At 58.7% G+C, this 21,932-nt stretch carries 18 protein-coding genes; 3 read left to right on the top strand and 15 right to left on the bottom strand.

Going from position 1 to position 21,932, the window contains the following annotated elements; genetic code table 11:
- Window positions 1-41 precede the first annotated feature (41 nt).
- From B9Z52_RS10330 to B9Z52_RS10290, 9 genes are all read right to left on the bottom strand, one after another.
- A complete protein-coding gene (locus B9Z52_RS10330; RefSeq protein WP_108413859.1) occupies window positions 42-275 on the bottom strand; it encodes an AbrB/MazE/SpoVT family DNA-binding domain-containing protein in 234 nt (77 codons plus the stop codon).
- Between the two features lie 196 nt (window positions 276-471).
- Window positions 472-879, bottom strand: a complete 408-nt coding sequence (locus B9Z52_RS10325; protein WP_108413858.1) for a protein-export chaperone SecB — start codon at window positions 877-879, stop codon at window positions 472-474.
- A gap of 115 nt (window positions 880-994) precedes the next feature.
- On the bottom strand, window positions 995-1,471 hold the full coding sequence (locus tag B9Z52_RS10320; RefSeq protein ID WP_108413756.1) for a helix-turn-helix domain-containing protein: 477 nt from the start codon (window positions 1,469-1,471) through the stop codon (window positions 995-997).
- A gap of 12 nt (window positions 1,472-1,483) precedes the next feature.
- Entirely contained in the window at window positions 1,484-1,981 is a 498-nt protein-coding gene (locus tag B9Z52_RS10315) for a type II toxin-antitoxin system RelE/ParE family toxin (protein WP_108413755.1), read from the bottom strand.
- Window positions 1,982-2,116: 135 nt separating this feature from the next.
- Complete coding sequence (locus B9Z52_RS10310) at window positions 2,117-2,998, bottom strand: GIY-YIG nuclease family protein (RefSeq protein WP_108413754.1); 882 nt, start codon at window positions 2,996-2,998, stop codon at window positions 2,117-2,119.
- Window positions 2,999-3,008: 10 nt separating this feature from the next.
- Entirely contained in the window at window positions 3,009-4,343 is a 1,335-nt protein-coding gene (locus tag B9Z52_RS10305; RefSeq protein WP_158270536.1) for a DUF262 domain-containing protein, read from the bottom strand.
- Window positions 4,344-4,356: 13 nt separating this feature from the next.
- The gene (locus tag B9Z52_RS10300) at window positions 4,357-5,565 is read right to left on the bottom strand and encodes a restriction endonuclease subunit S (protein ID WP_255417815.1); all 1,209 of its coding nucleotides are present in this window, start codon (window positions 5,563-5,565) and stop codon (window positions 4,357-4,359) included.
- Between the two features lie 23 nt (window positions 5,566-5,588).
- Window positions 5,589-8,360, bottom strand: coding sequence for a type I restriction-modification enzyme R subunit C-terminal domain-containing protein (locus B9Z52_RS10295; protein WP_108413751.1), 2,772 nt, complete (start codon window positions 8,358-8,360; stop codon window positions 5,589-5,591).
- Between the two features lie 114 nt (window positions 8,361-8,474).
- Window positions 8,475-9,482, bottom strand: coding sequence for a tripartite tricarboxylate transporter substrate binding protein (locus B9Z52_RS10290; RefSeq protein WP_108413750.1), 1,008 nt, complete (start codon window positions 9,480-9,482; stop codon window positions 8,475-8,477).
- 335 nt (window positions 9,483-9,817) lie between these two features.
- Between B9Z52_RS10290 and B9Z52_RS10285 the strand changes: the two genes are divergently transcribed.
- On the top strand, window positions 9,818-11,692 hold the full coding sequence (locus B9Z52_RS10285; protein WP_108413749.1) for a DEAD/DEAH box helicase: 1,875 nt from the start codon (window positions 9,818-9,820) through the stop codon (window positions 11,690-11,692).
- Window positions 11,693-11,915: 223 nt separating this feature from the next.
- Here the strand turns inward: B9Z52_RS10285 and B9Z52_RS10280 are convergent, their stop codons facing one another.
- The gene (locus B9Z52_RS10280) at window positions 11,916-13,124 is read right to left on the bottom strand and encodes an FAD-dependent monooxygenase (RefSeq protein ID WP_108413748.1); all 1,209 of its coding nucleotides are present in this window, start codon (window positions 13,122-13,124) and stop codon (window positions 11,916-11,918) included.
- 53 nt (window positions 13,125-13,177) lie between these two features.
- Here B9Z52_RS10280 and yegQ point away from each other — a divergent pair, with 53 nt between their 5' ends.
- A complete protein-coding gene (gene yegQ, locus B9Z52_RS10275; RefSeq protein ID WP_108413747.1) occupies window positions 13,178-14,545 on the top strand; it encodes a tRNA 5-hydroxyuridine modification protein YegQ in 1,368 nt (455 codons plus the stop codon).
- On the opposite strand, the gene B9Z52_RS10270 is transcribed toward yegQ, so the two are convergent.
- Entirely contained in the window at window positions 14,542-16,017 is a 1,476-nt protein-coding gene (locus tag B9Z52_RS10270) for a PLP-dependent aminotransferase family protein (RefSeq protein WP_108413857.1), read from the bottom strand. The genes yegQ and B9Z52_RS10270 overlap by 4 nt on opposite strands.
- Before the next feature lie 193 nt (window positions 16,018-16,210).
- Here B9Z52_RS10270 and B9Z52_RS18285 point away from each other — a divergent pair, with 193 nt between their 5' ends.
- Window positions 16,211-16,543, top strand: a complete 333-nt coding sequence (locus tag B9Z52_RS18285) for a DUF2917 domain-containing protein (protein WP_146182823.1) — start codon at window positions 16,211-16,213, stop codon at window positions 16,541-16,543.
- On the opposite strand, the gene B9Z52_RS10260 is transcribed toward B9Z52_RS18285, so the two are convergent.
- The 4 genes from B9Z52_RS10260 to B9Z52_RS10245 form a co-directional block, all read right to left on the bottom strand.
- On the bottom strand, window positions 16,522-17,517 hold the full coding sequence (locus B9Z52_RS10260; protein WP_108413745.1) for an aldo/keto reductase: 996 nt from the start codon (window positions 17,515-17,517) through the stop codon (window positions 16,522-16,524). The two genes, B9Z52_RS18285 and B9Z52_RS10260, sit on opposite strands and share 22 nt — an antisense overlap.
- Before the next feature lie 132 nt (window positions 17,518-17,649).
- A complete protein-coding gene (gene acnB, locus B9Z52_RS10255) occupies window positions 17,650-20,253 on the bottom strand; it encodes a bifunctional aconitate hydratase 2/2-methylisocitrate dehydratase (RefSeq protein WP_108413744.1) in 2,604 nt (867 codons plus the stop codon).
- A gap of 34 nt (window positions 20,254-20,287) precedes the next feature.
- Window positions 20,288-20,713, bottom strand: a complete 426-nt coding sequence (locus B9Z52_RS10250; protein WP_369907887.1) for a hypothetical protein — start codon at window positions 20,711-20,713, stop codon at window positions 20,288-20,290.
- 248 nt (window positions 20,714-20,961) lie between these two features.
- Window positions 20,962-21,888, bottom strand: a complete 927-nt coding sequence (locus B9Z52_RS10245) for a CoA ester lyase (RefSeq protein WP_369907900.1) — start codon at window positions 21,886-21,888, stop codon at window positions 20,962-20,964.
- Window positions 21,889-21,932: the final 44 nt, after the last annotated feature.

The following is a 21,932-nucleotide window of genomic DNA, read 5'->3' as shown; positions in this document are numbered from 1 at the left end:
AATTTAAAAGCTCATTCGCTGTTCACGAATAGCGTATGGACTCAAGTGGTTGGCGCTTGCGCCCTCGCCCAATCAACGGCTGCGGTCGTATCGGTCTCTGTGATGCCCAGTTCGGCCAGTTTTGCTCGCAATGCATCGGCTGCGAAGAAGCGCACAGGCGTCAAAACGATCTGTCCGCCCTTGGTTTCGACATCAAAGCAGTCGGTCGGCCCCACCGCTTGCATCAGGCTCTTGGGCAGCGTGATCTGGTTTCTGGCATTGAGTTTGATCAACATGGCTGGCTTTCCAAAGATCGTGTATTGATTCATTCGCAAATGAGGGGAGTACAGAGTTCAAATGAGGGGAGTCCCCTTCCAAATGAGGGGAGCATTGAGGGGAGTTTCATCATTCTTAGAGGGGTGTAACCCGAACGATGGGGGGAGTACCGGCCAGCAGAGCACTTTATGAAACACAAGAGGAAAGGACGCAGTCTCAAACCTTGGGTTTGGTTCGTGCAACCGCCTTTTTGCGCTTTGCGGGCGCAGCCGCTGGCAATGCAGCTGACGCCAGCGAATCAGGCTGTTGGTTGGCCAAGTCCTGAAAGCTCAATGAGGGCAGCAACAGCGGCCCATGTGCGGAGCGGCTTGTGATGGTGCTCACCATCTCCCGCACAGCACCGTACAAAAGAGATGCCCCATTCACCAATGCGCGAACACGACGCTCTTCGGATTGACCTTGGGCTTGTGTCAAATGCATGCGCACAGTGCCACGTACAGAAACCTGAATGTTGTATGGCGCTTGCGTCCCCTCTTTAGGTCCAACCCGCAAGGTCAGTTTGACGCCGAAATCTGAGTATTTCTCCTGCTCATCCAGCAACGCCAACCCCGTATCGGCAGACATTGCCAATTTTCCGGGGAAAAACACCAAGCCCGGTGCAAACGCGGGGTCTGCCTCATACCCATCCACAGGCATCACCGACACGCCGTCAAACGTGTACTCCATCAACTGCAAAGGACTAAGCTGCACAAGGTTCTCCCAGGAACATCAGGTCTTGGTTTGATGAATCAAGTTCAGTGTCAAAGTACACGAACTCCATGGCACCAGTAAACCGGCCTGCCATGGGCTTCATGGTTTTGCGGCTCATCCACTCTTGCAAGTCCGGCGCATCCACCATGTCCAGTGCCAAAGTGGCCTGCGCTTCCCAGAGCTGAATCGCTGCAGGCGCACCTGTCTTGCGAAAAACCGCATCGAAGGTGAACCCCAAGGCCTTGGTGACGGCAGCAATGGTCTGAACGGTGAGGTTTTCATGGCCAGACAGCACTTGCGTCACACGAGCACGGCTCCAACCCAGTGCACGCGCAAGATCAGCCCGCGATTTGCCAGCGTGGTGCAACAGCAGCGTTAAATCTGCCGCCACATCCACGGCTTTGAACTCTTCCGCCAACCCTTCATGGGCTGCAATCAAGTCGCCAAAAAGAGGTTTGTGTTCCATCGTTATCTCACTTCATTCAATCCACTGCAGACCCGCTGCAGATCGGGACGCTGTCAAAAAATCAACCACGGCCTGTTTGGCCACTTTGATGTCTTTTGCTGAAAGCTTGTCAGTCCGTTTAGGCAGTGTGTGCGTCAACAAGACCACCTTGTCTGCCGCGTAATAAAACAAAATCCGAATGTCGCCATGTCTGTATCGCCACACTGTTTCGTTCTTTTTGGTTACATCACAGTAAAAAGGGTCAAACGCTTCATGCACCGCCTTCGCGTCTGCAAGCTGATTGAACGGTTTGCCCAACTGGGCCAACTTCAAGAGCATTTTTAAGCCGAACAAGGCCTGTCTTTGATCATTACCATGCATACCCTGAACAGTCTCAAACACCATCGCCGACTCTCTGCGATTGGCGTCTGAGCATGCCGAAACCAACTTGAATCGTCCTTGAGCAGACACCATACCTGGCTCAAAGTCACTCAATTTGATCTCGGTTAAAACATACAGTTGTTTAGGCATAGCTTAACATTTATCGTCGACATGTCATTAGGGTTTACGCCCAAAAACCCTTTTGAACGGACAGTTTTGAACCAACACGACTCATTGCAGCAGTTGGAACCGAGCGGCAAAACGGGGCAGCAACAAGCGGGTTTGTCAGTCATATCGCCCATCCTCCTGCAACACCTTAAGCGAGTGTCCCTGCGCGTCCTTCCACTCCAGCCGCCCGTTGGCACTTCGGCCGAGCAACACACTGGCCGCTGTGCTGGGTGAACTGAAGGCATAGTCCTGTGTGAATGCGTAAGTGTTGCCCTGCTCAACCAGCACACCCAGATCCTGCAATTGCTCACGCAAAGCCAAGGTGCCGGGCGGAACCGAAGGCACCGCTTGCGCCGCCGCCTGCGAACCCGCCTTGACCACAAAACCCTGGGTGGATTCATAGCCACGGGCCAACAGGCCTTTGCCCTTGCACGTCAGCTGTGGCGCACTGGCGGCGGGGGCATGGGGTGGCTGCTCGAAAGCATGCACACCCAGCACTGGCAGCATGCCCAGCATGTGCTGCAAAAACACCTGCATGTCGGCGCGGTCGGCCTCGCTGAGGGTGGGCTCGGTCTCGTTCTTTTTATTCTCCACATCCAGCGGCACCCGCTTGGCCTGCTTGGCCAGGCGGATCAAGTTGGACTCCAGAAACTGCACATGCGCTTTGTTGAGGCCTTGGCCCATGGAGACAAAACAGATCGCCCGTGTCCAGAAGTCTTTTTGGAAAGTGCCGCTGTGGTGCGTGGTCAGGCGCGGCTTGATCGGGTCGCCCTCGCCAATGTAGAGCCGGTCACCCTCGCCGTCTTCACGCGGCCCCAGCAGCAGGTACACGCCCGTTTGCTGCAGCTCGGGCCGGGTGGACACGCTGGGTTGCGCCCAGGCCGCACGAGGAAACACCAGCGCACGGCCGACCCAGTTGGACCGCTCGACGATGCGCAGGCCATCGGGGTCGCCGTCGGCGACGAAGATGCGCAGGGAGAAAGGCTGCGAAGCGCTCACAATGCCCGCTTCAATTGGTAGTGGTACGACGTGTGGGTCGCCGATTGCCCATGGACGAATTGCAGGGCTTGCACACCAGTGCAGCATTATCCAAGGTGGATCGGCCACCCCGCGAATGTGGGTCCACATGGTCGATGCTGAAGTTCTCCCAAGACAGCTTCTCACCACAATCGCTGCACTTTTTGTCGGCAGAGGAGTTCCAAAGCAGCCGTCGTTGCTCGGGCGTGAAGCCGCGCTGGGCATCGCGAGAGGCAAACACCGGACCTATAACGGCGCGCAGGATCTTCTCGCGATGCCGGCGCTGACTGACATCGTCCGTCATTTGAGACACAGTCATCAGGTAATCCCGGTACAACTCCTGACCTTCCACGGCGCCCTGCACCTTGCGCTGCTGCTCCCGCACCCTGTCTACCTCCACCCCAAAAGCTTTCAACAAATCCCAGGCCAGTTGATTTCGTTTGCGTTCGATCAGGATGGCACCCTCGGTCTGCAGTTTGGCCACGAGCACGACTAAGGAATAGAAGTCCACCAGTTGATGGAAACGCGTGGTCTTCAGCTCGGGGAACATGCGCGCCACACGGCCCACCACGGCAAACGCGGCAGCGACGCTTTTCCTGAGCTGGGCTGGGGGGATAGACGAAGCGGCCATGACCCGGTCCACTGCAGCTTTCTTGTTGAGCACATCGCCCTGATGCAGGCTTAGGATGATCTCGGCACAAAACTCAACATGCTTCATGCGGGAACGCTGGGCTTCGTTGAACACACCCAGCGCGGTGAATTTTGGCTCCAGCTTATTCGCCAGCGATGTGGCCGCTTTCAACAGTTCGGAACCCGAATAGCGGGCGTTCCGGCGCTCCTGAGTGGTTAAGGTCTTGCCAGTCGAGTTGATACGCACGAACAGTTCGACGATATCGCTCAGATCACCATCGACCTCGATTACGGGAATTCGGTAACCATCTAGTCGAGGACGAATGAGGGACATGTGCTGGCGATTGCGCTTGAGGGAACTCGAACTTAACTGCTGCACACCATCCAATCCCGTCACCTCGGCCTTGACCGAAAAGGCACCACGCATGGCGCCCATGAAACGGAAGATGGTTTCCAGGCGCTGCTTACCGTCGATCACGTCATAGCAGGGCCTATGCCCGTCATGACGTCTATACAGAAAAATCGCAGGGATTGGAAATCCACCGAGCAGGCTCTGGATGAGCAAAGTCCGGTCCTTGTCACGCCAGACTGACTTACGCTGAAACGTGGGTGAAAGGTTCAGCGCGCCATTTTCATAGCGACTCACAAGGTCGGCGATGGTCAGCGTTTCGTGGCGGATCTGCAGGTTGCTGGTCATAAGGGTTCGGTAGTCAGGCGGTGGAACCTTCAATGGGCGAAGGTGAGAAAAAGGCATTGGTGAGGATGGATTGACGAAGTGACTTAGAGCGCTGTAGGTTGGCGTCCACCGCAGTGACCATGCCGCGCAAGACCGAAAGCTGACGGTCGACCTCTGCAACGATGCGAAATTGCTCTTCAAGCGAGGGGACGCCGATTGGCAAGCGGGAGACCTTGCCCACGCTCAAGGTGTGCAAGCCCGAGGTGGAGACAGATACCTGCTCGATCGCACGTCGACCGACTGGAGAGAGCATCCATACCAGCGCCCATTCCGACAAAACCCCGTCGCCAAAACGAATCTTAATGAGGTGGTTCTGATGAACACAGTTCGGAATCGCATCATTCCACAGCGCCACCCGGCCAATTTGGTCCGGACTCCCGTTGCCCTCGACCACCAGCAAGTCACCCTTTTGCACAAGCAGTTTTTCCAGCTCCTTCTCTGCGACGCCGATGTATTCGATGTCGTCCAGCCTCAGCTCATTGGCGTAAACGTTCGCCACTCGCAGATAAGGCAGCTTCAGCGGCAGGTCGTTGCGCTTTTGATTCTTGGTCAAACCGCCGGCGATCGATCCCTCGTCTCCGAGTGTTGACATCCGCCATTCGCCCTTGGTTTCGACGAGGCGGCCTTCGACGGCGGCTTTGAGGACGGAGGCTTTGTAGCGTTTGAGGTTGGCTTTGACGCGCTGGAGGTTGGCAACGGCTTCGTCAAGGCGGGAGAACTGTTTTTCAATCTCGGCGACGATTTCTGTTTGCTGCTCCGGCGGTGCAACAGGAATCGGAATTTTGTTCATCATGGATTGACTCAACTTGGGCTGAGCTGTACCAGTCACATATGCCGATAAGTTGATTGAGTTGATGTAATAAGCCAGATACGCATTTGAGAATCCGGGCTTGCAGCGCAAGACATGTGCATGGTTGTTGACCCAGACCTTGCCGCGAGTCAGAAACGCAAGTGGCTTTGAGCGTGTGAGCAGATTCGCGCCATCCTCGCCAATCAAAACAAATTCACCTTCATGTGTGAATCCATCAATGGTGTCAATAACACCAGATGCCCCGTAGTACGGAAAAGCTCCTTGACGCGACTCACGCTCGCTCCGTGAAATAGGTACTCTTCGCCCGTCATGGTTTTCAACGTACTGTCCCAAGGGAACCCAACTCCACCCTTTCGGCAATGGGCGGGACATCATCTCTGCAGATTGGTCCTTACTCACGCCACCAACTCCCGATTCATCGCCTCAATCACCTGCGTCAACTCCGCACCAAACAGCTGATGCACTTTGCCCAGGCCGCCCTTACCCAAGAAGGGGGCCGTTTCAAAGTCGTCGGGCTCTATGCCCAGATTCGCGGCGATGTGGTCTCTGATCATTTCCAGCCAGTGCAGTTGTTCGGCGTTAAAGGTGTGGCCTTTGGCCGCTTGTTGTTGGGCCAGCCACGCGTTGTAGTTGCCTTGCACGCGTTCGGGGTAAGGCACCAGCTCGTTGTCTTGCTGCATGGCAAAGCGCACCAGGCTGACCAAGTCGGTCAACAGGCGGCGTTGGCTGGCACCCTTCACTTTGGTTTTGTTCAGCGCGGCATAGGCTTGCCACAGCTGGCTTTCGTCGATCAGGTGTGGCGGCGCGTGCAGCGCGTCGGCCAGTGCTTTGATGTCGCGGTAGGTCAGCGGGGCGCGGCTGGGGCGGTTGTACAAAATTTGCAGCGCCGTGATTTCGTCTTTGTGCTGGGCAATGAAAGCTTCAAAGCTTTGCACCAGTCCTTTGGCGCGTTCGCTTGCGGCTTCGCTGAAGCCCGCGTGCAGCAGCGTGTCTTGCGTGACGATGTCCACCACTTGGTCGGCCTTTTGGCGCAGCTGCAAGATCAAGGTGCGCAACTCGGGGTTGGCAAAGGGTTTGGCGGCTTCCACCTTTTTGGCTTCGGCTTCAACGGGCGATGTATCGTCATCCACGTTCAGCGCTTGCACGATGCCGCTGGCCATGTCGCGCAGGCTTTTGCCGCCGCTGGCTTCCAGCACTTTGGCGTGATCGGCGGGGCTCAGGTCTTTGTCTAGCCGGGCCAGGCGGGCGGCCACGCTGCTCAGCACCTCGTCCTCCACGTTGCCCAAGCTCACGGCTTGCAGCAGTTTGTCCAATGGCACGGTTTTCTTGGTGTCCATGGGGCGGCTGTCGGTTTTGTCGCGCTCGCACACGCCCACGGCGTCCACGATCACAAAGTGGTCTTTCACCTTGGCATCGGGCGTGACGGCTTGCAGGTCGGCCGGGTTGCACACACGCACGCCACGGCCTTTCATCTGCTCAAAGAAGCTGCGGCTTTTGACGCTTCGCATGAACACCACAATTTCCACCGGCTTGATGTCGGTGCCGGTGGCGATCATGTCCACCGTCACGGCCACTCGCGGAAAGTAGCTGTTGCGAAACGCGCTGATCAAGTCTTCGGGCTTGGTGCCTGTGGTGCGGTAGGTGATCTTTTGCGCAAACTCGTTGCCCTTGCCAAATTCTTCGCGCAGGATTTCCACAATCTTTTCGGCGTGGTTGTCGTCTTTGGCAAAGACCAGCGTCTTGGGCACCTCGGTGCGGCCGGGGAAGATTTCGGTGTGCAACCGGTCACGGAAGGTGGTGATGACTTTGCGGACCTGGTCCGGCGTTTGCACGCTGCGGTCCAGCTCGGCGGGGTCGTATTCAAAGTCTTCGTCGAGCTGCCAAGCGCTTTTGCGTCGGGTAGCTTTGTCTACCGTCTCAAGCCAAAAGCCCTTCTCGACCTTCGCACCTTTTTCGGTCACTTCGGTTTGGATGCGGTACACGTCGTAGTTGACGTTCACCCCATCGGCCACGGCTTGGGTGTGGCCGTATTCCATGACCAAGTTTTGGTTGAAGAAGCCAAAGGTTTGTTTGTTGGGCGTGGCGGTCAGGCCCACCAGATACGAGTCGTAATACTCCAGCACTTGCCGCCACAGGTTGTAGATGCTGCGGTGCGCCTCGTCGGTGACAACGATGTCAAACAGCTCGATGGGAAATGCTGGGTTGTAGCCAATGGGCTCGGGGTCTTTGAATAGGCTCTCTGCGCCTTCGGCGCTTTCTTCGTCGGCCTCGGGCGGCAGCTCTTTGCCTTTGAGCAAGCTGAACATGCGCTGGATGGTGCAAATGACCACGCGGGCGCTGGTGTCCACCTGGTTGCCTTGCAGGTGCTGCACGATGAACTCTTCGCCAAACTTGTAGCTGTTGTAGGGGCTGGCGTATTGGTCAAACTCTTTTTTGGTCTGGCGGCCCAGGTTGCCCCGATCCACCAAAAACAGCACGCGCCGCGCACCACCAAACTTGATGAGGCGGTAAATGAAGCTGATGGCCGTGAAGGTTTTGCCGCTGCCCGTGGCCATTTGAATCAGGGCTTTGGGTTTGTTGGCGGCCAGGCTTTTCTCAAGGTTTTGCACCGCCTTGATTTGCGCAGGCCACAGCTGGTAGTTGGCTCCGCCCTGCCCCCATTGGGTGACCAGCTCGGGCATGTCGCGCATGCGGGCCAAAAAGGTGGATGGCGCTTCGTTGGCAGCCTGCGGGCCAGCCGCCGGGGGCAGCATGTGCAGCCACTGCGCCAGCAAGTCGGGCCGGTAAAAGGCAAACACCCGGCGCGAGCGAGGCTGCGGGTCCAGCCCGTTGGTGAATTGGGTCTCCACTCCAGTGGACTCGAACAAAAACGGCAACGGCCTGCGCCAAGCGGGCAAGGCAGCGGGCAGGCCCTGGGCATAGCGCTCGGACTGCGCCTCCACGCCTTTGAGGGTGACGCCTTCTTTCTTGGCCTCGATCACGCCGCAGGCTTTGCCATTCACATACAGCAGGTAGTCGGCAAAGCCGTGGCCGGGGTTGAGCGGGAATTCACGGATGGCCACGCCCTGCGCTGCATGCAGATTGACTTGGTCGATGTTGCAAACGTGCCAGCCAGCGGCTTGCAAGAGTTGGTCAATCTGGACTCGGGCTTTGGCTTCGGGGGTCATTCCGGCAAGTGGGGGGGTTTTTAGAACTATGGCGTCCATTCTAGGGGCCCAAAAGACGCAAAGCCCCGGCATTTCAAAAAATGCCGGGGCTTTGTTGCCAGCTTGTTCCTCGGCTCAGTCGAGCTTGATGCCCAAGTCCACCGCCAGCTTGATCCAGACGGGCACTTCGCCCTCCCAGTCCTTGCGCGTATCGGCCAGGTTCTTGGGTTTGTTGGGGATGGCGAAGGTTTCGCGCAGCTTGGCGGCCTTGTCGGTGTTGGACCAGGCCACAGCTTCGTCGGCCAGGCGTTTGAGGATCGGCTCGGGTGTGCCTGCAGGCGCGAGCATGGGCAAGCCACCTTCCAGACTGACGAGTTTGGCGGTATCGCCTTGTTCCATCAGCGTCGGCACGTTGGGCAATTTGGGCGAGCGGTAGCTGCCTGTGACGCCAATGGGGCGCACGCCGCGCGAGGCCACGGCATTGAAAGCCAAGTAGCTGCCCACCGCAATTTGCGATTGGCCCGAAGCCACATCCAGCCACATGGCGGCTTCACCTTTGTAATGCACCGACTGAATTTGGGTGCCAAAGCGGCGGTTGGTCTGGTCAGCCACCATGTGCGGGTAAGAGCCCGGCGCATAGGTGCCCATCGAGGTGGGGTTCTTTTTGGCCCATTCGACAAACTCGGCCATGTTCTTGGCGGGAATTTTGTCGTTGATGCCCACCACCAGCGGCCCGGACGGGAAGACGGTCACAGGGGTCAGGTCTTTGTCGAGGTTGTAAGGCAGCTTGGTGTACAGGATGCGGTTTTGCCAAAAGGTGCCCGAGGTGCTCATGACCAGGGTGTAGCCGTCGGCCGGTGATTTGGCACAGGCATCGATGCCAATGATGGCTCCTGCACCGGGTTTGTTGTCGATGACCACCGGTACCCCCAGCTTGCTGGACAGGTGCTCGCCATAACTGCGGGCCAGGGCATCGGTCAGACCGCCGGGTGGGAAAGCGACGATGATCCGAATGGGCTTGGAGGGCCACTTGGGCGCTTGCGCCCAAGCATTGACCAGAGGACTGCTGGCGGCCACAACGCCCGCAGCCAGTGCTGCTGCGTGAAGAAAGTGGCGGCGATGGGGTGAGTTCTTTTTGGTCATTGGTCTTCGCGTTTGTTTGTACACAACAGTCTAAGGGCCCGTTGTTGTTTATTGAATTGGGGTTTGAACCCACGATGCCAACACAATTTTCAGGCTTGAGGCCACCGACTTGGTCGGACTGAATCCAGCCATTCAGGGTTTGTGCGACAATGGACGCCGTTGCAGCCTCCAGTTGCCGCAACATCAGCACTTCTGCTGGGGCCTGACCCAGGCAACGCTCAAAACAAGCGCCTGCGGTTTCCATGCCCACCTTAAGACTTATCGGCCAACACTGGTAACTGCCACCCGCAGTTGAATGAGCCGATACCTGCGCCGGACATGGCGCTCTGTGAAAAATGAACTTTGAAGAATTGAATCTGGCTCCAGCCATCATGCAAGCTGTGCGCGAGCTCGGCTACGAAACACCCACCCCCATTCAGGCACAAGCCATTCCGGCCGTGCTCGCAGGTCAAGACCTGTTGGCTGGTGCACAAACCGGCACCGGCAAAACCGCCGCGTTCACGCTGCCCATGCTGCACAAGCTGAGCCTGAGTGAGCCTGGCCAAAACCGCTTTGGCGGCAAAGCCATCCGCGCCTTGGTGCTGACGCCCACCCGCGAATTGGCCGCCCAGGTCGAAGAGTCGGTGCGCGACTACGGCAAATACCTCAAGCTCGACTCCACCGTGATCTTCGGTGGTGTGGGCATGAACCCGCAAATCAGCAAGGTCAAAAAAGGCGTGGACATTTTGGTGGCCACACCCGGTCGTCTGCTGGACTTGCAAGGCCAAGGCTTCTTGGACTTGTCCAGCATCGAAATTTTGGTGCTCGACGAAGCCGACCGCATGCTGGACATGGGCTTCATCCACGACGTGAAAAAAGTGCTGGCCCTGGTGCCCAAAGACAAGCAAAGCCTGCTGTTCTCGGCCACCTTCAGTGACGAGATCCGCGAGTTGGCGGGCAACCTGCTCAAGAACCCGCAAAGCATTCAGGTCACGCCCAGCAACACCACGGTGCAACGGATCACGCAAGTGATCCACCCCGTGGGCCGCGGCAAGAAGAAAGACGTGCTGCTGCACATCATCCAGAAGCACGACTGGAGTCAGGTGCTGGTGTTCACACGCACCAAGTTCGGCGCCAACAATGTGGCCGACTTCCTGACCAAAAATGGCGTGAAAGCCATGGCCCTGCACGGCAACAAGAGCCAGACCGCCCGCACGCAAGCGTTGGCCGGTTTCAAGAGCGGTGACATCCGCGCTTTGGTGGCCACCGACATCGCTGCACGCGGCATTGACATCGAAGACTTGCCACACGTGGTGAACTACGAGATCCCGAACGTCTCGGAAGACTACGTGCACCGCATTGGCCGCACAGGCCGCGCGGGCGCCAGCGGCGAGGCCGTGAGCCTGGTCTGCTTGGACGAAGAAGGTTTCATGATGGACATCGAGCGCTTCACCAAGCAGGAGATTCCAGTGCAGTTGCTCGAAGGCTTTGGCCCCGAGCCAGGCGAAGTGGCCGAGCCCATCGCCATGGGTCGCCAGACTTTGTGGGGCGGCGCAGGCAAGCCGCCAAGCCGCGATGTGATGGCCGCTGCCGCCAAGGCCGCACGCCAGGACATGATGCAACGCATCCGCGACAACAAAGCCCCCGGTGGCAGCTCCGGTGGCCAGCGTCAGCCACGCGCTGAAGGTCAGGGCCAGCCCCGTCCATCGCGCAATGGCCCCGCACCTTCACGCCGCAATGGCCCACAAGGCGCACCACGTTTTGAAGGCCAAGGTGACGGCCGCCGCGAAGGTGGCAACCGTGATGGCGGTCGCGGTCAAGAGCAGCGCGGCGATCCGCGTTTTGACAACCGTGGCGATGGCCAAGGCCGTCCCGCTCCGCGTGGTCCGCGTCCTGAAGGCCGTGGCCCTGGTCGTGGCCCTCAAGGTGGAGGTCAAGGCGGCGGTCAAGACCGTCGCAGCCACGATGACGAGTTGCCACGCCACATTGACCCCTTGAAGACCACGCAGTTTGCGCGTCTGGACTTGCCCAACCGCAAGCCTGTGCGCACCAGCGGCCAACCTGACCCGACACGCACCAGCATCGACAGCCTGGCCAGCGGCAACCGCCGTCATGGCGGCGGTGGCGGTGGTCGTGGCTTTGGCGGCGGCAATGGGGGAGGCAATGGCGGTGGTGGCCGTGGCTTTGGCGGCGGTGGCGGGGGTGGCAACCGCGGCGGCTTCGGTCGCTGATCGACACCTCTGATGACTTGAAATAGCCCGCTGATGCGGGCTATTTTTTTGGGCATGCATTTGCAACAGGGTCAAGAAAAGGCCCAAGCCTGACTTTGTGCTCATTCTGAGCAAGCAGGCGTTGATCTTGCCCGCATGGCTGTTCTTTTTTGAAACTCTTGATCTTCAGACTCACCCCACATCACTTGCACTCACGCGAGGTGAAGGGATTTTGCAGGTGGAGTCAGGCTGTCACCGAACCACCGCCATAGAGCCAAGGCACATCCATCAGGCGCTCGCCCATGAGCCGCATGGACAGATTGCGGCCTATGGCCACTAGACCTTGGGCGTGGAAAATTTGCCCATTGCGGATCGCCCGGGCCTGCACCCGGGCGTTGCGGGCCCAGCGCTTTTCGGCATAAGCCTGCAGGCGATGCGCCACAGTGCCCGAGCCTTGGGCAAGGCACTGCGCCAGCACTTGTGCATCTTCAATCGCCATGCCCGCGCCTTGCGCCAGATAAGGCCGCATGGGGTGCGCCGCGTCGCCCAACAAGGCCACCCGGCCTTGCGCCATCTGGCTGGCGGCGCTCACGGGCGCTCGGTCGTGCAAGGCCCACAAGCGCCAAGCAGGAATGGCTTCCAAGCGTTGGCGCAAGTCATTGCCTGTATGGCCAATGGCTTGCATCAAAGTGTCTGCATGCCCGGCGTGGTCCCAGTCGTGGGGGTTGGCTGGTTTTTCGCCATGCACAATGGCGATCACATTGAGCGCCCGCCCCGCTTGCACGGGGTAATGCACCACATGCAAGCGCGGCCCCATCCAGACCGTCACCTCGTCAGACCGCAAGCCCTGGGGCAAATCGGCCTGGGGCACCAAGGCCCTGAAAGCCAGATGCCCCGTGAAACGCGCGGGCGCGTCGGCCAAAAGCTGTTGCCGCACGGCGCTCCAAACGCCATCGGCCCCCACCAGCGCATCGGCCTGCCAGGTCTGCCCGCTGACGCTTTGGACCGTGACACCCTCTGCCGATTCGGACCAGCCTGCGATGGTTTGGCCCAAGGCGGTCTGCACCCCTGCAGCCTGCGCCGCGTCCAACAACAGGGCATGCAAATCAGCGCGGTGGATGGTGGCATAAGGCGCGCCATACAAAGCCTGCGCACGCTCGCCCAGACGCAAACGGCCGAGCACCTGCCCGGTCTGGGCATCGCGGGCTTGTAAACGCTTGGGAAAAGCAGCCACGCGGTTCAATCCATCCTCAAGGCCCCAGGCCTGCAAGATGCGCGTGACATTGGGGCCGATCTGGATGCCTGCGCCCACCTCACTGAACTGAGAGGCACGCTCCATCAGTTGCACCGCCACGCCCTGCCGGGAACAAGCCAAGGCTGCAGCCAGGCCGCCGATGCCACCACCGGCGATCACCACTTGTGTGAGCCCCGCTGGGGCAATGTTTCTTGTCATGCATCAATTGTGCCCCGGCAATGGCCCTGCAATAAATAGGACAATCAGGGGCTATGACGATGATCAAATCCCCTGAACTTTTATTGCCTGCGGGCTCGCTCGACAAAATGCGTGCCGCTTACGACTTTGGCGCCGACGCGATTTACGCAGGCCAACCCCGCTACAGCCTGCGTGCGCGCAACAACGAATTTAAGCTCGAACAAATCGGCATCGGCATTTCCGAAGCGCACGCTCGGGGCAAAAAGTTCTTCGTCACCAGCAACCTGCTCCCGCACAACGACAAGGTCCGCACCTACCTGCGCGACATCGAGCCCGTGATCGCCATGAAGCCCGACGCCCTGATCATGGCAGACCCGGGCCTGATCATGATGGTGCGCGACAAGTGGCCCGAGATGTCCATCCACCTCTCGGTGCAGGCCAACACCGTCAACTGGGCGGCCGTGAAGTTCTGGCAAAAAATGGGCGTGGCCCGCATCATCCTGAGCCGCGAACTGAGCCTCGACGAGGTCGAGAAAATCCGCCAGGAATGCCCGGACATGGAGCTGGAAGTCTTTGTGCACGGTGCGCTGTGCATTGCGTATTCGGGCCGCTGCCTGCTCTCGGGCTATTTCAACCGCCGCGACCCCAACCAAGGCACCTGCACCAACGCCTGCCGCTGGAGTTACGGCACGCAAGAAGCCACCGACGAAACCGATTCTGGCGAGGTCAAACCCACCCGCATGGAAGGCGACTTCAGCTTCGAGCAAGAGCAAGAAGCTGCCGAGAAAAACTTCTCGGCTTGCGGTGACGGCCAGCGCCACCCTGCTGCCGACAAGGTGTACTTGATCGAAGAAGCCAATCGCCCCGGTGCGCTCATGCCCATCATGGAAGACGAACACGGCACCTACATCATGAACAGCAAGGACCTGCGCGCCGTCGAGCTGATCGAACGCCTGGTCAAAATAGGTGTGGACTCGCTCAAGATCGAAGGCCGCACCAAGAGCCTCTATTACGTGAGCCGCACCGCGCAGGTGTACCGCCGCGCCATCGACGACGCCGTGGCCGGACGCCCCTTCAACCCCGAGCTCATCAGCGAACTCGACGGCCTGGCCTCACGCGGCTACACCTCGGGCTTTTTGGAGCGCCGCCCCGCGCAGGATTACCAGAACTACGAAACCGGCCACTCGGTGGGCCACCGCAGCCAGTTTGTGGGCGAGGTGCGCAGCGTGCAAGACGGCTGGGTCGAAGTGGAAACCAAGAACAAGTTTTCAGTGGGCGACACGATCGAGGTCATCCACCCCAGCGGCAACCGCAAAGTGAAACTGAACGCCATGAAAAACGGCAAAGGCGAAGCCATCGACGTGGCCCCCGGCAGCCCGCTCAAAGTGTGGATTCCGATGGAAGGTCCGGCTGATGGGGCATTGATTGCACGGATGTTTTAAGGTCTAAGCGCCATTGAGGGTTTATGCTGCAGTGACTGCGCCAGATGCCCTAACCGGCTCAGTCCCGCTTTTTCGGCTTCGCCCCAAGCCCCCGAAAAACTCAAACGTAAACAATGGGCATAGCGGTCGGTGGCTGAAAACAAGCGCCCCGGGCCGAAGGCAATGCCCTCTTTGGCGGACAACGCCAACAAGCGCATGCTGTCTAGCTCTGGCGGCAACTCCACCCACAGGGTGTAGCCTGCAGCCGGATCACTCACACGGGTGCCCTTGGGGAAGTGACTGCTGACCAGTTTCCGCGCCTCATGCAAGCGCGATTTCATGGTGACGCGCAATCGGCGCATCTGTGACTCGTAGGCGGTTTGGGTCAACAAATCCGCCAGTGCGTGCTCCAGCACTTCGTTGGTGGCTGCGCCCTGCACACGCTGCAGCGCGGCCACCTGGTCTTTCCAGCGACCGGCATCCACCCAGCCCAATCGAATGCCGGGGGCCAGGGTTTTGGAAAACGAACCGCACACCATAACCGAGCCATCGCGGTCAAAAGCCTTGACCGCTTTGCGGCGTTCGTCCGAGGCCAACAGGTCGTTGAACACCACGTCTTCGATCAGCGGAATGTGGTGCGCGGCCAGCAATTTCACCAAGGCCTTTTTCTCTGACAGCGGCATGATCGCCCCCAAGGGGTTCGACAGTGTCGGCACCGCCAGCACAGCCTTGATCGGCTGTGTATCCAGCGCCAATTGCAAGGCGGGCAAAGACAAACCCGTTCGCGGGTGCGAAGGGATCTCGACCACCCGCAAGTTCAAGGCTTCCAGCAAATCCAGAAACCCAAAAAACGTTGGCGACTCCAGCGCGACCACATCGCCTGGACGGGTAACTGCCATCAGGCACAAGCTCACCGCATGGATGCAACTGGAGGTGATCACCACGTCTTCACCACGCAATGAACAGCCCAGATGCAGGGCCCGTTGCGCCACTGCATTTTGCAAAGCAGGCGTTCCAGCTTCGTTGGTGTATGACACCAAGGTACGGCGGTGGACACGCGTGGCACGGCTGACGGCCACACGGACCCGGTCTTCGTCAAACAACATCGAGTCGCGTGGGCAGGTACCGCCCAAATTCACCCGAATCGCTTGCCCGCCATCCAGCCGGATCACATCGGTTCGGCTTTGCCTTTGCACATGCACGCTGTGAGCGGGCGGCTGGCCGACCGTGGGCAAGTCAATGCGCTTGCGCAGTTTGCTCACAAAATAACCCGCCTTGGGTTTGGCCTGGGCCAGGCCTTTGTCTTCAAGCCACCGAAAAGCCTGCATCGCCGTAGAAATCGACACCCCCTCCTGGGCTGCGGTGTCACGCACCGATGGCAAGCGCTGTCCTGATTGGAAAGCACCCGATTCGATCAACTCGGCCATCCGCATCGCCATCTGCACATACCGGGGTGCATTGGAAGTGATCGACGGCAAGTTCAATGAATTCATGACTGGCTCATTGTGCAACAACACACGCATCACAGCGGTGTCATGGAGCAGCACAGATTGGCACAAATTGAACCGAACAGATGACTTCTGAAGCGTGGTTGTCACACCCCGCATGACCACCTCTTGTACCTAACGCTGCGCACTGTGATGCGAGACATTGGAGTCCTCGATCAGCGATTCAACGGAGGTTTTCATGCACTCAGATCAAGAGCACAACTTGTCAGCCAACCACATCCTGTCTATGCGCTGTGCTGCGCCTCAAATGTTGCACGTGATCGCTGGTTGTGTTTGGATCACCCAAAGCAACGATTCAGTCGACTACTTTATTCGGGCTGGTGAATCCATGCTTTTGCACAGCGAACGCTGTGTGATCGAAGCGCAACTGGACAGCCAACTTCGGGTTACGGATTCCACTCGACCTGCATGGAACCAACGAAGTGACCGAAATACAGCCGCAGCCATTGCCAATGGCTGGCATCCCCCATGGCTTCTGGCCTGGCTGAATCAACGACCATTCAGCGGATAGGACGGGTCGTTGTAGCCAGGCGTCGAGGGATGGCCTGGTGCCACCAGACTGTTGACCAGCGCCTCGTCCTCTGGCGTGATGACCACATCCAGCGCAGCCGCATAGTCTTGCCACTGCGTCAGCGTGCGCGGGCCTGCAATGACCGCGCTCACATGGCGGTTGGCAAGCACCCAGGCGGTGGCAAAGTGCGCCAGTGACACGCCTTTACGCTCGCAATGCAGTCGCAGGGTTTGTGCGATCTGCAAGGACTCTTCCCGGAATTCGGTCTCTAGGATGCGCTTGTCTGCCCGCGCGGCGCGGCTGCCCTCTTGTGGCGCTTGGCCGGGCGCATATTTGCCCGTCAGCACCCCGCGTGCAATGGGGCTGTAGGGCACCACGCCCAAACCGTAATGCCCGCAGGCTTCCAAAATTTCCACCTCGGGCATGCGGTTGAGCAAGTTGTAATAAGGCTGGCACACCACGGGGCCGGGCATGTTCATTTGCCGGGCCATGTTGACCATCTCGGCGATGCGCCACCCCCGGAAATTGGAGACGCCCCAATAGCGGATTTTGCCCTCGCGCAGCAAAGCCTCGATGGCCCGCAAGGGCTCTTCCAGGTTCATGCCGTTGTAGTCGCGGTGCAGGTAATAAATGTCCAGGTGATCCGTACCCAAACGGCTCAAACTGCCCTCGCAAGCACGCATCACCCAGCTGCGCGAGTAATGACTTTCGTTGGGCAAAGACGACATGGCATTGCCCAGCTTGCTGGCCAGCACCCAGCGGTGCCGCTGACCTGGCAACAATTGCCCCAGCATCGCCTCGGATTGGCCAAGGCTGTAAACGTCGGCCGTGTCCAGAAAATTACAGCCCAAGTCCAGGGCGTGGTCCAGGATGCTACGCGCCTCGTCCAGCGGCGTCTGATCGGCAAACATCATGGTGCCCACGCACAGGCGTGAGACTTTCAGAGGGCTCTTGCCCAAATTGGCGTATTGCATGGCGCGTATTGAAGAGAAGTGGAGATGTATGAGGCTACGCCTGTCGTCACGCCTGCACTGTCGCCTGCGTGCACATGCAAAAAAGCCCTGCCAGCTTTCGCTGGCAGGGCTTGGTTTCAACTCAAAGGTTGATCAGGCGGTCACGCCTTTGGCGGTTTCCACGTACTCTTCAATTTGGTTGAAGTTCATGTACTTGTAGATGGCTTCCCCGTCCTTGTTCACCACACCCATGGCTTCGTGGTACTCAGCCACGGTGGGGAATTGACCCATCTTGGAGGTGATGGCGGCCAGCTCGGCAGAAGCCAAGTACACGTTGGTGTTCTTGCCCAAACGGTTGGGGAAGTTACGTGTGGACGTAGACACCACGGTCGCGCCTTCGCGCACTTGCGCTTGGTTACCCATGCACAACGAGCAGCCTGGCATTTCGGTACGAGCACCGGCTGTGCCGAATGCAGCGTAGTGACCTTCTTTGATCAGCTCGCTCTCATCCATCTTGGTTGGAGGAGCAACCCACAACTTGACAGGAATGTCGCGCTGACCGCCGAGCAACTTGGCAGCTGCGCGGAAGTGACCGATGTTGGTCATGCAAGAACCGATGAAGGCTTCGTCGATGTGAGTGCCAGCAACTTCAGACAAGAACTTGGCATCATCTGGGTCGTTCGGGCAGCACACGATGGGCTCTTTGATGTCGGCCAAATCGATTTCGATGACGTGTGCGTACTCGGCATCTTTGTCGGCTTCGAGCAAAGTAGGCGCAGCCAACCATGCTTCAACCTTCTCAATACGGCGAGCCAAAGTGCGTGCGTCAGCGTAGCCGTCGGCAATCATGTTCTTCATCAGGACCACGTTGGACTTGAGGTACTCAGCCACTGGCTCTTTGTTGAGCTTGATCGAGCAACCGGCAGCAGAACGCTCAGCAGACGCGTCAGACAATTCAAACGCTTGCTCGACCTTGAGGTTTGGCAAGCCTTCGATTTCCAAGATGCGGCCAGAGAATTCGTTGATCTTGCCGGCCTTGGCCACCGTCAACAAACCTTGCTTGATCGCGTACAAAGGAATGGCATGCACCAAGTCGCGCAGTGTCACGCCAGGTTGCATTTCGCCTTTGAAACGCACAAGAATAGACTCAGGCATGTCCAAAGGCATCACGCCTGTGGCAGCACCGAAAGCCACCAAGCCAGAACCAGCTGGGAAGCTGATACCGATAGGGAAACGTGTGTGAGAGTCGCCACCAGTGCCAACGGTGTCAGGCAACAACAAACGGTTCAACCAAGAGTGAATCACACCGTCGCCTGGGCGCAAGGCCACGCCGCCACGGTTGCTGATGAACGCTGGCAATTCGCGGTGCGTTTTCACGTCCACCGACTTGGGGTAAGCCGCTGTGTGGCAGAACGATTGCATGACCATGTCAGCAGAGAAGCCCAAGCAAGCCAAGTCTTTCAACTCGTCGCGTGTCATCGGGCCTGTGGTGTCTTGTGAACCCACGGTGGTCATCTTGGGTTCGCAGTAAGTGCCGGGGCGAACGCCTTGGCCTTCTGGCAAACCAACCGCACGACCGACCATCTTCTGAGCCAATGTGAAACCGGCTTTGGTCGCGATAGGCGCTGTGGGCAAACGGAACAAAGTAGATGCGGGCAGACCCAAGAACTCGCGGGCCTTGGCAGTCAAGCTGCGACCGATGATCAAGTTGATACGGCCACCGGCGCGCACTTCGTCGAACAACACATCGCTCTTGAGTTTGAACTCAGTCACCACCTCTGGACCATTAGCACCGTTTTTCACAATCTTGCCGTCGTAGGGCAGGATGTCGATGACGTCACCCATCTCCAGCTTCGTCACGTCCACTTCGATGGGCAGTGCGCCGGAGTCTTCTTGGGTGTTGAAGAAGATGGGGGCAATTTTGCCGCCCAAGGTCACGCCACCAAAACGCTTGTTGGGCACGAATGGGATGTCTTGGCCTGTGGCCCAGATCACGCTGTTGGTGGCCGACTTGCGGCTGGAACCAGTGCCGACCACGTCACCGACGTAAGCCACCAGGTGGCCTTTTTTCTTCAGGTCGTCGATGAACTGCATCGGGCCGCGCTTGCCGTCTTCTTCGGGCTTGAACGCTGCGCCTTCGCGGGTATTTTTCAACATCGCCAAGTAGTGCAATGGGATGTCTGGACGGCTCCAGGCATCGGGCGCAGGAGACAAGTCGTCGGTGTTGGTCTCGCCAGGCACCTTGAACACGGTGACGGTGATTTTCTTTTCGACTTCAGGACGGGTGGTGAACCACTCGCCATCAGCCCAGCTTTGCATGACGTCCTTGGCTTTGGCGTTGCCCGCCTTGGCTTTTTCGGCGACGTCGTTGAAGAAGTCAAACATCAACAGAGTCTTTTTGAGGGCTTCAGCGGCCACGCCAGCGACTTCAGCGTCGTCCAGCAGCTCAATCAGAGGGTGCACGTTGTAGCCACCCACCATGGTGCCCAAAAGCTCGGTGGCTTTGGACTTGGAGATCAAACCAACCTTGACTTCACCGTGTGCCACAGCGGCCAGGAAAGAGGCCTTGACCTTGGCCGCATCGTCCACGCCAGGTGGCACGCGGTGGGTCAACAAGTCCATCAAGAAGGCATCTTCGCCAGCAGGCGGGTTCTTGATCAGTTCGATCAAGTCAGCGACTTGCTTGGCGTCCAGCGGCAAGGCTGGGATGCCCATTGCAGCGCGTTCGGCTGCGTGTTCACGGTAGGCTTTCAACATGGTTTTTTCTCCGGTCAAACAAAATCTATTGCGGCTATCGGCCCATGCCGGTCGTATCGAACAGCTTGGGAGGGGGGTTGTTTTTCATGTCCTGAGCAAACGCCATTTGCTCGGGGTGCGCGCACTCATCGGCAATGCGGCGGCCTTTGACTTGGTCCATCAACATGGACTTGTTGGCCAACTGCAGCCACACGGCACCGGCTCTTTTATCCTCCAGGCGAATGGCGCCGGTCGAGGTGCTCACGGGGTGCATGTGGTAGTGGAAGCCTTTGCCCCTAACATCAAAGTAGCCAGGCTGATCGGCGTCGGCCTCCACGCGGACGGTGGCACCCAATTCACATGGCAAATGGCCTTTGTGCACATGTTCAGCAATGGCCAGCTCGTCGATGCTCAAATGGCTTTTGGAGATGGGCATGGCGGCCAATGCGGCTGGCAAAACAGGCTTGCGAAGCGGTGCCATGGTCGCTTTCACAGCTTGCGTAGACGCTTTGGCTTGGGCTTTATGGACCGTCGGGTGTGGTGCCTGCGAAAGATGCGTTTTGCCCTGCACTTTTGAGTCGGATTTGCCTGACGCAGCGGCATGAGCTTGTACGCTTTTGTGGGCTGGCTGCGGCGACGGCGCTTGCGACCACGCGGGGACGATGGCCCAAGCCAACACGACGGCCATCACTGTTTTTTGCATCGAGATCCCTTTGTGGCGAATGGACATCATGGGAGATTCCGAGCCAAAGTGCCAGGCTCCACAAAAAACAACTGGACCTCACGCGGCAAACGGCGTCCGGTCTGGTGCGCACGTTCCAGCAACTGCCAAAAGAAACGGTAACTGGCACGGTCATGCAACTGACCCGCATGGCTGATGGGTGCCCATTGGGCGGCGTGAGCCGCCAAGATGATGGCGCTGGCCTGATCGATCTGCGCTTCGCTGGGTGCCATGGCCTCCAGAATCGGGCGAATCTGATCGGGGTGGATGCTCCACATGCGGGTGTAACCCAACTCACGCGCGGCCTTTTGGGCGGCCATGCGGATGGCATCGGTGTTCTTGAATTCGGTGACCACGCAATGCGAGGGCACCTTGCCAAAGGCATGGCAGGCGCTGGCGATCTCCATCTTGGCGCGCAGCACCAGCGGATGGGTGAATTGCCCTTCAATGCCCATGCCGTCGGCGGGAATCGCGCCCCCATGGGCAGAGACAAAATCCATCAGGCCAAAGCTGATCGATTGCACACGCGGGTGGGCGGCAATGTCAAAAGCGCGGTGCACAGCGCCGGGCGACTCAATCAGGACATGCAAGGGCAAATGGAGCGCACCAGCCTGCAACAAGGCGGCTTGGGCGCGTTCAACATCGGCCACGGTCTCCACCTTGGGCACCATGATGTGCGACAAGCATGAAGCGGCCTGGCCTGCGATGAGGGCCATGTCGGCCTCAAAGCTGGGGTGATCAACGGGGTGGACGCGCACGGCAACGCGGGCGTCAGGTCTGGCTGCGGTGGTGGTCAAGGCCAATTCGGTGACCAGTGCAGCGTGTTCGGCTTCGCCACCGACTGGGGCGCCATCTTCGCAGTCCAGGGTGACATCAAAAACGCAGGTACCGAACTCCTGCGTCATCTCTGCCTGCAACTGCAGGCTTTTGCGCATCCTCGCTTCGACACCGCTGTAATGGTCACAAACCGGCAGCTGGA

This window comes from Limnohabitans sp. Jir72 (genome assembly GCF_003063575.1).
Lineage (GTDB): Bacteria > Pseudomonadota > Gammaproteobacteria > Burkholderiales > Burkholderiaceae_C > Limnohabitans_A.
This window is presented reverse-complemented; position numbering and strand designations above follow the sequence as displayed.

Excerpts from the sequence above, each read along its gene's own strand:
- B9Z52_RS10330 (WP_108413859.1), bottom strand. The coding sequence starts at position 275 with ATGTTGATCAAACTCAATGCCAGAAACCAGATCACGCTGCCCAAGAGC.
- B9Z52_RS10325 (WP_108413858.1), bottom strand. The coding sequence starts at position 879 with ATGTCTGCCGATACGGGGTTGGCGTTGCTGGATGAGCAGGAGAAATAC.
- B9Z52_RS10320 (WP_108413756.1), bottom strand. The coding sequence starts at position 1,471 with ATGGAACACAAACCTCTTTTTGGCGACTTGATTGCAGCCCATGAAGGG.
- B9Z52_RS10315 (WP_108413755.1), bottom strand. The coding sequence starts at position 1,981 with ATGCCTAAACAACTGTATGTTTTAACCGAGATCAAATTGAGTGACTTT.
- B9Z52_RS10305 (WP_158270536.1), bottom strand. The coding sequence starts at position 4,343 with ATGACCAGCAACCTGCAGATCCGCCACGAAACGCTGACCATCGCCGAC.
- B9Z52_RS10300 (WP_255417815.1), bottom strand. The coding sequence starts at position 5,565 with ATGTCCCGCCCATTGCCGAAAGGGTGGAGTTGGGTTCCCTTGGGACAG.
- B9Z52_RS10295 (WP_108413751.1), bottom strand. The coding sequence starts at position 8,360 with ATGACCCCCGAAGCCAAAGCCCGAGTCCAGATTGACCAACTCTTGCAA.
- B9Z52_RS10290 (WP_108413750.1), bottom strand. The coding sequence starts at position 9,482 with ATGACCAAAAAGAACTCACCCCATCGCCGCCACTTTCTTCACGCAGCA.
- B9Z52_RS10285 (WP_108413749.1), top strand. The coding sequence starts at position 9,818 with ATGAACTTTGAAGAATTGAATCTGGCTCCAGCCATCATGCAAGCTGTG.
- B9Z52_RS10280 (WP_108413748.1), bottom strand. The coding sequence starts at position 13,124 with ATGACAAGAAACATTGCCCCAGCGGGGCTCACACAAGTGGTGATCGCC.
- yegQ (WP_108413747.1), top strand. The coding sequence starts at position 13,178 with ATGACGATGATCAAATCCCCTGAACTTTTATTGCCTGCGGGCTCGCTC.
- B9Z52_RS10270 (WP_108413857.1), bottom strand. The coding sequence starts at position 16,017 with ATGAATTCATTGAACTTGCCGTCGATCACTTCCAATGCACCCCGGTAT.
- B9Z52_RS18285 (WP_146182823.1), top strand. The coding sequence starts at position 16,211 with ATGCACTCAGATCAAGAGCACAACTTGTCAGCCAACCACATCCTGTCT.
- B9Z52_RS10260 (WP_108413745.1), bottom strand. The coding sequence starts at position 17,517 with ATGCAATACGCCAATTTGGGCAAGAGCCCTCTGAAAGTCTCACGCCTG.
- acnB (WP_108413744.1), bottom strand. The coding sequence starts at position 20,253 with ATGTTGAAAGCCTACCGTGAACACGCAGCCGAACGCGCTGCAATGGGC.
- B9Z52_RS10250 (WP_369907887.1), bottom strand. The coding sequence starts at position 20,713 with ATGGCACCGCTTCGCAAGCCTGTTTTGCCAGCCGCATTGGCCGCCATG.
- B9Z52_RS10245 (WP_369907900.1), bottom strand. The coding sequence starts at position 21,888 with ATGCGCAAAAGCCTGCAGTTGCAGGCAGAGATGACGCAGGAGTTCGGT.